Below are 11,739 nucleotides of genomic sequence, written 5' to 3'. Positions count from 1 at the left end.
CATGCTAATCCAGAATGCCCCCATTGTCCAAAGGCACTGGCGTAACATCCGTAAAATCGTCACTATCCGCGCAGCCGTCCTTTGGAGACAAATTCAGCAATGACGTCGATCAGCCTGCGCGCTGCCACCGCACAAGACCTGCCCTTTATCGTTCGCCTGATCCATGAGGATGCGGTCGGCGGCAACTCTGCCGAAAAGCCCGAGGACGCAGGGCGCGGCGCCTACGCGGAAGCCTTTGCCGCCATAAACGCCGATCCCAATCAGATGCTGATGATCGCCGAAATTGACGGCCAGCCGGCCGGCACATTTCAGTTGACCTTCACCCCCGGCATCGCGCGGCAGGGACAATGGCGCTGCACAATTGAGGGCGTGCATGTCGATCCCGCCCTGAGAAACAAGGGCATTGGCGCACAGATGATGAAATGGGCCCTCAATACGGCCAGGGAGAGGGGCTGTGGCCTTGTTCAGCTCACCTCAAACAAGGCGCGCGAGGATGCTCACCGCTTTTACCGGCGCCTCGGCTTTGCCCAATCCCACGAAGGGTTCAAGATCACTATGTGATCGCAGCTACCATGCCACATGATCGGGATGCCCGCCGGTTCGCCCCTCGGGCGAGTCCAGTTTGCCGATCGTGACGAGATCCTCATCGTCGAGCGCAAAATCGAACACGGCAAGATTTTCTGCCATTCGTTTGGGGTTAGCCGATTTGGGAATAACGATCAGCCCGTTTTGAATATGCCAGCGGATGATCACCTGCGCGATTGACTTGCCATGCTTGCGCCCGATGCCGCCGAGAACGCTGTCATTGAGCAAAGTGCCGGCACCCAATGGACTCCAGCTTTCAGTGGCAATCCCGCGTGCTTTGTGGAACGCGCGCAGATCGTGCTGCTGGAAGCGCGGATGCAACTCGATCTGGTTGACGCTGGGCAAGACACCGGTTTCCCCGATTATCCTCTCCAGATGCGGTATCTGGAAATTCGAGACGCCAATCGAGCGCGCCCGCCCCGAGTTTTTGATCTCGATAAGCGCCTTCCAGGTTTCAAGATATTTGTCCTGGCTCGGCTTTGCCCAATGAATGAGATAAAGGTCGATTTCATCCAGTCCCAGCCGCGCAATGCTCTCATCGAACGCCCGCAGGGTATTGTCATACCCCTGGTCGTCGTTCCAGACCTTGGTGGTGACAAACACATCGCTGCGCGCAACCTGCGCGCGTCTAATCGCTTCCCCTACGCCACGCTCATTGCCATAAACCCGTGCGGTATCCACATGACGGTAGCCCAAATCTATGGCATTTGACACCAGCTCAGGCGCCTCGCCGTCCTCGATTTGCCACACGCCAAGGCCGATCTGGGGAATCGCGACTCCATCGTTCAGCGTTAAAACCGGCTGCGTCATTCCTGCGCTCCCTTATCCAATGATGCTTTGCTGATTGGCGAACTGAGAATCCGTGCCGCCACAAGAAAGTTCCTCGCCATTAGTCTAAACGATATCAGGCCGATGGTCAGCCGCGTCCGGAGAAAAATTGAATAAGTGTCCGTTTGGAGAAAGAATTACCCTTCAAAACGCTGGAAATCCGATTCCGCTTGGTCTAAGGAACCCGCCTAGCCACAAGAATCCCAGCCCGTTCACCGCGCGACACCCTTTGTCAGCCGCGCGCCTGATGACGAGAAGCAAAAAATGCCTAAACGCACAGACATCAAATCCATCCTCATCATTGGGGCTGGGCCTATTGTTATTGGCCAGGCCTGCGAGTTCGACTACTCCGGCACACAAGCCTGCAAGGCCCTGCGCGAAGAAGGCTATCGCATCATTTTGGTGAATTCCAATCCGGCGACCATCATGACGGACCCTGATGTTGCGGACGCGACCTACATGGAGCCTATCACCCCCGAGGTCGTCGCCAAGATCATCGAAAAGGAACGGCCCGACGCGCTTTTGCCCACAATGGGCGGCCAGACAGCATTGAACTGCGCGCTTTCGCTCAAGAAAATGGGCGTACTCGACAAATTCAACGTCGAGATGATCGGCGCCGACGCCGCCGCGATCGACATGGCCGAGGACCGCGAACTCTTCCGCTCCGCCATGGATCGGATCGGGTTGGAAAGCCCGCGCTCGCGGCTGGCTCATTCGCTGCCCGAAGCGCTTGAGGCGCTCGAAGCCATCGGCCTGCCCTGTATCATCCGCCCCTCGTTTACCCTGGGTGGCACCGGCGGCGGCATAGCCTACAATCGCGCCGAATATCTCGAAATCATCGAGTCCGGTCTTGATGCCTCGCCCACGACCGAAGTTCTGGTCGAGGAGAGCGTTCTGGGCTGGAAAGAATATGAAATGGAAGTTGTCCGCGACAAGAAGGACAACTGCATCATTGTCTGCTCGATTGAAAATATCGATCCGATGGGCGTCCATACCGGCGATTCGATCACAGTCGCCCCCGCGCTCACGCTCACGGACAAAGAATATCAGATCATGCGCGACGCTTCGATTGCAGTCCTGCGCGAGATCGGCGTCGAAACAGGCGGCTCGAACGTCCAGTTCGCGGTCAACCCCAAGGATGGCCGTCTCGTTGTCATCGAGATGAACCCCCGCGTCTCCCGCTCGTCCGCGCTTGCCTCGAAAGCCACCGGCTTCCCCATCGCCAAGGTCGCCGCGCGCCTTGCCGTCGGCTACACGCTCGATGAATTGGAAAACGACATCACCGGCGGCGCCACCCCGGCCAGTTTTGAGCCGACCATCGATTATGTCGTCACCAAAATCCCCCGCTTTGCGTTTGAAAAATTCCCCGGCGCCGACAATCGTCTCACCACCGCCATGAAGTCGGTGGGCGAAGCGATGGCGATTGGCCGCTCATTCCCGGAATCGCTGCAAAAGGCCCTGCGCAGCCTCGAAACGGGCCTCACCGGCCTTAATGAAATCGGCATCCCGGGCCTTGGTGAAGGTGACGACAAAAACGCAGTCCGCGCCGCGCTTGGCACGCCGACCCCCGACCGCCTGCTTTATGTCGCCGAAGCCATGCGTCTTGGCTACGATCATCAGATGATCCACGAAGCCTGCCGCATCGACCCATGGTTCCTTGAGCAGCTTCAGGCCATTGTCGATATGGAAAACAAGGTTCGCGAACACGGCCTTCCGGAAACCGAAGGCCAGATGCGTAGCCTCAAGGCAATGGGCTTTTCCGATCCCCGCCTTGCCGAGCTTTCCGGCAAGACCGCCAAGGAAGTGCTCAACCACCGCCACAAGCTCGGTGTACGTCCTGTCTATAAGCGCATCGATACCTGCGCTGCCGAGTTCGCATCGCCCACCGCTTACATGTATTCGACCTACGAGGCTCCCTTTGCTGGCGCAGTCGCCGACGAAGCGCGCCCGACCGACAAGAAAAAAATCGTCATTCTCGGTGGCGGGCCGAACCGTATCGGTCAGGGCATCGAGTTCGATTATTGCTGCTGTCACGCCGCCTTCGCGCTTTCGGACGCGGGTTATGAGACCATCATGATCAACTGCAACCCGGAAACCGTCTCGACCGACTATGACACCTCCGACCGCCTCTACTTCGAGCCGCTGACGGAAGAAGACGTCATTGAAATCCTGACCACCGAAAAGCAGAACGGCACGCTGCATGGCGTTATCGTTCAGTTCGGTGGCCAGACCCCGCTCAAACTCGCCGCCGCTGTCGAACGCGCGGGCGTTCCGATCCTTGGCACCCAGCCCGAAAAGATCGACCTTGCCGAAGATCGTGACCAGTTCATGAAGCTTTTGAACCGGCTCGATCTGACCCAGCCCAAGAACGGCATCGCCTATTCGCTCGAGCAATCGCGCATCGTTGCCGAGGGCTTGGGTTTCCCGCTGGTTATTCGCCCGTCCAATGTTCTGGGCGGACGCGCCATGGTCATCTGCTATTCGGCAGAAGATTTCGAGCGCTATGTGCAGTCCACGCTGACTGAACTGGTCCCGCCCGAAATCCGCCAGAAATACCCCAATGACAAAACCGGCCAGATCAATTCGGTCCTCGCCGCCAACCCGCTGCTCTTCGATAGCTACCTCCAGGGCGCAGTCGAAATCGACGTCGATTGCCTTTCCGACGGCACCGATGTTTTTGTCGCGGGCATCATGGAACACATCGAAGAAGCGGGCATCCATTCAGGCGACAGCGCCTGTTCACTCCCGCCCCATTCGCTGTCCGGCGAGGTCATCGCCGAACTCAAGCGTCAGGCAGCCGAAGTCGCCAGGGCGCTCGATGTTGGCGGCCTGATGAATGTCCAGTTCGCATTGAAGGACGGCACGCTCTACTTCCTTGAAGTCAATCCGCGTGCTTCGCGCACGGTGCCCTTTGTGGCCAAGGTTATTGGCGAACCGATTGCCAAGATTGCAGCCCGCATTATGGCTGGCGAAAGCCTTTCCAGCTTCAATCTTGTCGAAAAAGACATCAAGCATATCGGCATCAAGGAAGCGGTCTTCCCCTTCGCCCGCTTCCCCGGCGTCGATACGGTTCTTGGCCCGGAAATGAAGTCCACAGGCGAAGTGATCGGGCTCGATACCGATTATGCACTGGCTTTTGCCAAGTCCCAGCTTGGCGCGAACGTTAAGGTGCCTGTGGAAGGTACGGTCTTTGTGTCGGTTCGCGATGAGGACAAGGCCGGTATCGTGGAGCCAGTGCGCCAATTGGCCAATGCAGGCTTCAAGATCATCGCAACCGGAGGCACCCAGCGCTTCCTCGCTGAACAGGGCATCGACTGCAGCAAGATCAACAAGGTGCTTGAGGGGCGTCCCCATATCGTTGATGCGATCAAGAACGGGGAAGTGCAACTGGTGATCAACACCACCGATGGCGTCAAGGCGGTTTCGGACAGCCGCGACATCCGCCGCGCCGCGCTGATGGGCAAGGTGCCCTATTACACCACCATCCCAGGCGCCACCGCCGCGGTTGAAGGCATCGTCGCCTATAGCGAGGGCAACCTTTCGGTCAAAGCGCTACAGGAATACTTCGCAGCGTAACCCTTGAGCGCATCCAGCAAAACGCATGCCCCCGGATTTGATCCGGGGCATGCGTCTGCGGTTCGGAAACGCTATAAAACAAGGACTTGGAGCATTTCCCAAGCGCTACAATGCCTCGATCCAGCTCTTCAGCCGCTCGCCCTCGCGCTCCAGGAGTGACGGATCGCGAGCGCTCAGGGTCACCATTGAGGCCCCCTGTAATCCCGCTTGCAGTTGGAGCGCCAAATCGTTCGCCTCCTTCTCATATCCCAGTTCGATGAACTGCTCTTTCATCCACGCCATCGGGACGGTCAGCAGTTCGCCGGCACCCTCCGAAAACGCGTCAGTCATCTTGAGAAGTTCCGCGCACAACGTGCCCATCGGGCAGCCTTTCTGCGCCACATTGTCGGCATTGCTCACCGTCATGTCGACGAAAGCCTTCAGCCGCTCTTTTGGGGACACTATCGCGCCAAAACGATCCCGCGCCTGCGCGAACTGGTCCTTGCGATAGGTCAGAATCGCCGCGCGGATGTCTTCCCTTGTCTTGAAATAATAATAGACGTTGCCAAGCGGCACGCTCGATTCCGCGGCGATGTCGGCCAGCGTGGTAAGGCCAAAACCCTGACGGTAGGCGAGCGCGACGGCCGCCGATACCAGCCGCTCGCGCTTGTCGCGGGCGGCTGTCCTTTCCTCTTTTGCCAAGTACGGCTCCTAACTGACGAACGTTGTACTCTTGCGCATCATATCCGCAGTCATCGCCCGCACCAAACCATGTGGCATAATCCTGTTCATGATGCGGAACACGAGACCCGGCATGATAATCATCTTATTGCGGCTCAAGCCTTCCAGCGCCTCGCGGACGCACTGTTCGACCGGCATGGGCTTCATCGGCATGGCAGCCCCATCGAGGCCCATTTTCGTAACGAGCGGCGTGTCAGTCGGCGTCACGATCAAAACGCTGATCCCAACGCCCGACCGCTTGAGTTCGGAATGCAGGCTGCGACCAAGTGTGTTGACGAGCCCTTTAGACGCCGCTGGAACGGCATGAAAGGGAATACCACTGTCGGCGCCCAGTGCCGAAACGAGTAAGGTGCCACCCCTGCCGCGCCGTGCAAATCTCTGACTGAAATGATGGGTCAGCAACAAATGCGATAGCCCATTGAGTTGCACGATTTCGCGCAACTGCTCACTGTTGAAGGCTAGAAACGCCCCCGGTTGTCCGGTTCCCGCGCAGGAAAAGAACAGCCCCACATCAATGTCCGCAGTGCCCGCGATAAGGACATCTTCGGCACCGGGCTGCGAAAGATCGGCTTCTATGACCCTGAACACGATCCCGTAGTGGCGGGCCAACTCCTCCCCCAGGCGAGCGAGAACTTCGCCCCGCCTGGCAACCAGCACCAGATTGAGCCCATTCGCGGCAACCTGGTGCGCCGCCTCCCGTCCGATGCCGGAAGACGCCCCTGTCACAACGGCCCAGGGACCGAATCTGCGGGCGTCCAACCTGGCAAACCGCTTGTTTTTCTTCTTCATGCTTTGTTGCTCCTTCATCAAATTAGTTAGCTAACTAACTTATTGTCGATCATAAAGCAAGAAGCCTGCCGCGCACCCGCAGAAATGGCGGCAGATTGCCCGAGAAAAGAGAGACAGCGTCAACTCCGGGCCATGTCCGAAAGACCCGGCGGCTTATCGGCGCACGGCAAACGGGCGCGTCCGACAAAAACCCAAGCGTAAAATCAACGCCTGAAAAACGCCGCCGCGACCGCCAGCGCCCGATCGACATCCGCATCCGAAATATCCAGATGTGTCACCCAGCGCTGCTCTCCATATCGGCCGGAAACCAGAATGCCGTTTGCCGCAAGCCAGTCGGAAAATGCGGACCCGATTGCCGCATCGGCGTTGACGAAGAAAATATTGGTCTGCGGCGTTGTCACGGCCAGCCCGTCATATCGCGCCAACCCTTCGGCAAGCCGTTTTGCTCGCGCATGGTCATCGGCCAGCCGGTCGATATTGTGCTCAATTGCATAAAGCGCCCCGGCGGCGATGATCCCGGCCTGCCGCATGCCGCCACCCACCATCTTGCGTAAGCGCTTGGCCTTCCCGATAAGGTCCGCATCGCCTGTCAGTACCGAGCCGACCGGTGCGCCCAGCCCCTTGGAAAGACACACCGATACGCTATCGAAAGGTTCTGCAAGCTTCTGGGCCGATTTGCCACTCGCCACCGCGGCATTGAAAATGCGGGCGCCATCGAGATGGGTCGCGAGCCCATGCCTGCGCGCAAGCGCTGTCGCTTCCAGCACATAATCTTGCGGCAGCACTTTGCCGCCAATCGTATTTTCCAGCGCCAGCAGCTTGGTGCGCGCAAAATGCGCGTCGTCTGATTTGATCGCAGCTTCGATCTTTTCAAGCGCGATCGATCCGTCTGGCAGATTTTCGAGCGGCTGCGGCTGGATCGAGCCGAGAACGGCCGCGCCTCCTGCCTCATACTTATAGGCATGGCCATCCTGCCCCGCGATAAACTCGTCGCCGCGTTCGCAATGGCTCATGAGCGCCAAAAGGTTAGATTGTGTTCCTGAAGGTACGTAGATCCCGGCTGTCTTGCCCATCAATTCGGCCACGCGGGCCTCAAGCGCGGCAACTGTTGGATCCTCACCGTACACATCGTCGCCCACCTTCGCTTCCGCCATGGCCTGACGCATGGCCGCACTGGGCCGGGTAACGGTATCGGAACGAAAATCAACAACAGGCTGTGTCATGGAAAGCAGGTACTCGCAGAACAAAACAGATTGGATGTTCCTCTTACAATCTCCGCCAGCATATTTCCATCGCCAGAACCGGCACGTGCCGGACCACCATGCGTCCAATGCCAACTATTACAATTTTAGGGCCTTCATTAGCCAAATCGAAATTCCCGTATTGCTGACATGTTAGAAAGCGCGTTACACTATGCAGCGCATCTCTATTTCAGGAATGCCAGTATAAAAATTTTGGTGGCCGCCTGAATTCAGAAACTCTTGAATAGTTCCTGCACTTCTTCTAAAAATTGCATATCGAAATTAGGGCTGACCGATCTAGCCTCGCGAGTTTCTTCGCGCCTGCAGACGTACTGGACCAATATTCGATATACCCGGCACGCAATGGCAATGCGTGCCACTAGACAGCGCGACGCGAAAGGACACGCCAATGGCTACTGGCACAGTCAAATGGTTCAACACTCAAAAAGGCTATGGCTTTATCCAGCCCGATGAGGGCGGAGCGGACGTTTTCGTCCACATTTCTGCCGTTCAGAACTCAGGCCTGACTGCTCTCGATGAGGGTCAGAAGATTTCTTACGAAATCGTCAAGGATAAGCGCACCGGCAAGTCTGCAGCCGGCAACCTTGTAGCTGCCGACTAGGCAGCAACCGGTACTTGAGCCAGCGGCCCGGCTCAGGGGCCGGAAAAGAATAAATTGGGCGCAAACCTTTAGCGGGTTTGCGCCCAATTCGGTTTTGGGGACGATTCCTCTTGCACCGCTTGGGCGAACACCCATATCTCGTCAATCGGGCTTGAGTGTTCGTAACGCACGGGTGGGACTTGACCAACCTGTCGGACATGGGCACCCTGTGCGTAAGAATCTCCCCGAATACGTGAAAGCGGCTGCCGCTGATCCTGATCGGCGCCAGACACCGCTTGCGTAAACTTGTTTGTAGAAAGGGATTGGAAAGAATGGAAAAAATCCCGATGACTGTGGCAGGACATGCCGCACTTATTGAAGAGTTGAAGCGCCGGACGTCGGAAGACCGCCGCACCATCATCGATGCGATCTCCGAGGCACGCGCCCATGGCGATCTCTCGGAAAACGCCGAGTATCATGCCGCCAAGGAGCAGCAGAGCCTTAACGAAGGCCGCATCATGGAACTTGAATCCATGTTGGCCAAGGCCGAGGTCATTGACGTGTCCAAGCTCTCGGGCTCAACCGTCAAGTTTGGCGCAACCGTCAAACTCGTTGACGAAGATACCGAGGAAGAAAAAACCTATCAGATCGTCGGCGATGCCGAAGCCGATGCCAGCGCGGGTCGTATCTCGGTATCCTCGCCCATCGCGCGCGCGCTGATTGGTAAGGAAGAGGGCGATTCGATAGAAGTTGCCGCACCCGGCGGTGCCCGCAGCTACGGAATCCTCAAAATCGCCTATAAATGAGGCAAGTGCCGGGGTGCAGCAGCGCTCCGGCAGCCCTTTGCTGTAGTTTAATCACAACACCAACAGCTTTTACCCCGCCAGCGCGTCACCATGCTTGTATCGGCGGGCTGGCGTGCCATATTTGACGCAACGCAAAAACGACGATCAGATAAAATGCACGCCAAAGTCATCATTATTGGGTCCGGCCCTGCCGGCTACACCGCCGCCATTTACGCCGCGCGCGCCATGCTTGAGCCGCTTATGCTTGCGGGCCTTCAGCCCGGCGGTCAGCTCACGATCACCACCGACGTTGAAAATTATCCCGGCTTTGCCGACCCCATTCAGGGGCCGTGGCTCGTCGAGCAGATGCGCGCCCAGGCTGAAAACATGGGCACGAAAATCAAGAACGAGATGATTGTCGATGTCGATTTCAACACGCGTCCGTTCCGGCTGACCGGCGACAGCGGCACGGTTTACACCGCCGATAGCGTTGTGATCGCAACCGGGGCTCAGGCCAAATGGCTCGGTCTGCCCACGGAAGAAAAATTCAAAGGTTTCGGCGTCTCTGCCTGTGCCACATGCGACGGCTTCTTTTATCGCGACAAGACGGTCCTTGTGGTTGGCGGCGGCAATACCGCTGTCGAAGAGGCCCTGTTCCTGACCAATTTTGCATCCAAGGTGATCCTCATTCACCGCCGCGACCAGTTTACCGCGGAAAAGGTCATGCAACAGCGCCTGTTCAAAAATCCCAAGATCGAAGTGCGTTGGAATACCGTGCTCGATGAGGTCAAGGGCGATAACATGCCGCCATCGGTGCGCGGCGCTGTCTTGCGCGATGTCGCAACCGGACAGACGAGCGAACTGGAGGTCGACGGTATTTTCGTTGCCATCGGCCATTCTCCGGCCACTGAAATTTTCGCCGGCAAGCTCGATATGAAGCAGGGCGGCTATATCATTACAGAGCCCGACAGCACGCAAACCTCGGTTCCCGGCGTCTTTGCGGCTGGCGATGTGACCGACGATGTCTATCGCCAGGCCGTGACCGCTGCTGGCATGGGCTGCATGGCCGCGCTCGAAGCCGAGCGCTACCTGGCGGCCCACGAATTGGCAGAGGCTGCCGAATAAAGGATAGGAAGGGACGAGGGGGATGCTGGACTGGGACAAGCTGCGCATATTTCATGTCGCCGCGGAATCGGGGAGTTTCACCCATTCTGCGGAAAAGCTCGGCATGTCCCAATCCGCGGTATCGCGTCAGATTTCCGCGCTTGAGGATGATCTGGGCCTCAAGCTCTTCATTCGCCACGCCCGCGGTCTCGTTCTGACGGAAGTGGGGGAGCAATTGTTCCGCACCGCCCACCGCATGGCGTGGGAACTACAGTCGGTTCAGGCCCAGATGACCGAAAGTCAGGACGTTCCGACCGGCCCTCTGATCGTCACGACCACTGTGGGGTTCGGCTCCACATGGCTGACCAAACGCATCCATGAGTTTGTCGAGCTTTATCCGACCATTCAGCTTGAAATCAAACTCAATGACGCTGAATTGGACCTGGCCATGCGCGAGGCCGACGTTGCGATCCGGCTGCATCGCCCGAACCAGTCCGAGATGATTCAGCGCAAGCTCTTCACCGTGCATTTCCACATCTATGCATCCAGATCCTACATTGAGCAGCATGGCACGCCCAACTCGATTGAAGAGTTGGACGCCCATAACATCATTACCTTTGGCGAGCCTTCTCCGTCCTACCTGGGCGATGTGAACTATCTTGAGCGCGTGGGGCGGCCCGACAACAGCCCGCGCCGCACCACCCTCAAGGTCAATGCCATTTACGGCATGATGCAAGCCTGCCGTCAGGGAATCGGCATCGCGATGATTCCCGATTACATCACCGAGGAAGAACCCACCCTCGTTCGTGTTCTCGATGACATCGAATTGCCGGCATTTGAAACCTATTTCGTCTATCCGCCCGCGCTCAAAAGCTCAAAGCGCGTCGGCGTATTCCGCGACTTCCTTGTCGAGAAGGCGCGCGACTGGCACTTCTGACCGATTACGCGTCCGGACGCGGCATGGAACGCAATCATGTGGTCTCCAAGGGCGGCGCAGTGTTGCCGGGAATTCGTCCCGGCTTCGCCCCGACCATGCGCGCTTCAACGCGCCGGCCAACGCTTTAGAGCGGATCAGTTTTTAATGAAATCGCGATCTTCATCTTTCGCTTGCCCGGCGAAAGCCGGGGCCCATGGGCATCAGCCGCAGGCTCTTGTGTTTGCCGATAGGCTGCCGGATCTCCACTTTCGTGGGGACTGCGAGGGGAGAGCTTGGGGATGTTTTCATCAAAACAGCTCCCCAATTCAAATCCCAACGATTCCGCTTTTGGCTGGTAGCGCCCGTTCAGCTTCCCCTTCGCAAGAGGTATCCTCCCTCCGGAACACGCCCGCCCCTTATATCCGATGATATTTTAAGCATAAGCGCCGCCAGTCTGCATACAAGAAAACGCCTGTATTTCAGGCACTTTGCGCAAATTTCAGCGCCCGCTATGCATTTTTCACATAGCTGACATGCTTATAGCGGGGTTGCGAGCCACCGCGCTAATCTCTACTTACGCACCAGACATTGCGC

Annotated in this window: 10 protein-coding genes; 6 read left to right on the top strand and 4 right to left on the bottom strand. The window is 57.7% G+C overall.

Annotated elements, in window-relative coordinates:
- The first annotated feature begins 99 nt into the window (after positions 1-99).
- Positions 100-561 carry a GNAT family N-acetyltransferase gene (locus EO133_RS12085; RefSeq protein ID WP_127072892.1) on the top strand — a complete coding sequence of 154 codons (462 nt, stop codon included), beginning with the start codon at positions 100-102 and terminating at the stop codon, positions 559-561.
- Positions 562-567: 6 nt separating this feature from the next.
- Here the strand turns inward: EO133_RS12085 and EO133_RS12080 are convergent, their stop codons facing one another.
- The gene (locus tag EO133_RS12080; protein ID WP_127072891.1) at positions 568-1,395 is read right to left on the bottom strand and encodes an aldo/keto reductase; all 828 of its coding nucleotides are present in this window, start codon (positions 1,393-1,395) and stop codon (positions 568-570) included.
- 282 nt (positions 1,396-1,677) lie between these two features.
- Between EO133_RS12080 and carB the strand changes: the two genes are divergently transcribed.
- Positions 1,678-4,989 (top strand): carbamoyl-phosphate synthase large subunit, encoded by a 3,312-nt coding sequence (gene carB, locus EO133_RS12075; protein WP_127072890.1) that lies wholly within the window; start codon positions 1,678-1,680, stop codon positions 4,987-4,989.
- Between the two features lie 105 nt (positions 4,990-5,094).
- Here the strand turns inward: carB and EO133_RS12070 are convergent, their stop codons facing one another.
- The 3 genes from EO133_RS12070 to ltaE all read right to left on the bottom strand — a co-directional run bounded on the left by EO133_RS12070 (position 5,095) and on the right by ltaE (position 7,721).
- Entirely contained in the window at positions 5,095-5,670 is a 576-nt protein-coding gene (locus EO133_RS12070) for a TetR/AcrR family transcriptional regulator (protein ID WP_127072889.1), read from the bottom strand.
- Between the two features lie 9 nt (positions 5,671-5,679).
- Positions 5,680-6,498: an SDR family NAD(P)-dependent oxidoreductase gene (locus EO133_RS12065; RefSeq protein WP_164734992.1), complete on the bottom strand. Its 819-nt coding sequence runs from the start codon at positions 6,496-6,498 to the stop codon at positions 5,680-5,682.
- 203 nt (positions 6,499-6,701) lie between these two features.
- Positions 6,702-7,721 carry a low-specificity L-threonine aldolase gene (ltaE, locus tag EO133_RS12060; RefSeq protein ID WP_127072887.1) on the bottom strand — a complete coding sequence of 340 codons (1,020 nt, stop codon included), beginning with the start codon at positions 7,719-7,721 and terminating at the stop codon, positions 6,702-6,704.
- 427 nt (positions 7,722-8,148) lie between these two features.
- Here ltaE and EO133_RS12055 point away from each other — a divergent pair, with 427 nt between their 5' ends.
- From EO133_RS12055 to EO133_RS12040, 4 genes are all read left to right on the top strand, one after another.
- On the top strand, positions 8,149-8,361 hold the full coding sequence (locus tag EO133_RS12055; protein ID WP_127072886.1) for a cold-shock protein: 213 nt from the start codon (positions 8,149-8,151) through the stop codon (positions 8,359-8,361).
- A gap of 311 nt (positions 8,362-8,672) precedes the next feature.
- Positions 8,673-9,146 carry a transcription elongation factor GreA gene (gene greA / locus EO133_RS12050; RefSeq protein ID WP_127072885.1) on the top strand — a complete coding sequence of 158 codons (474 nt, stop codon included), beginning with the start codon at positions 8,673-8,675 and terminating at the stop codon, positions 9,144-9,146.
- A gap of 153 nt (positions 9,147-9,299) precedes the next feature.
- Positions 9,300-10,250 (top strand): thioredoxin-disulfide reductase, encoded by a 951-nt coding sequence (gene trxB / locus EO133_RS12045; protein WP_127072884.1) that lies wholly within the window; start codon positions 9,300-9,302, stop codon positions 10,248-10,250.
- 22 nt (positions 10,251-10,272) lie between these two features.
- Positions 10,273-11,166, top strand: a complete 894-nt coding sequence (locus EO133_RS12040) for a LysR family transcriptional regulator (RefSeq protein WP_127072883.1) — start codon at positions 10,273-10,275, stop codon at positions 11,164-11,166.
- Positions 11,167-11,739: the final 573 nt, after the last annotated feature.

It is taken from the genome of Pelagibacterium lentulum (assembly GCF_003992625.1).
Lineage (GTDB): Bacteria > Pseudomonadota > Alphaproteobacteria > Rhizobiales > Devosiaceae > Pelagibacterium > Pelagibacterium lentulum.
The sequence above is the reverse complement of the archived record's forward strand: the minus strand, read 5'-3'. Positions and strand labels throughout refer to the sequence as shown.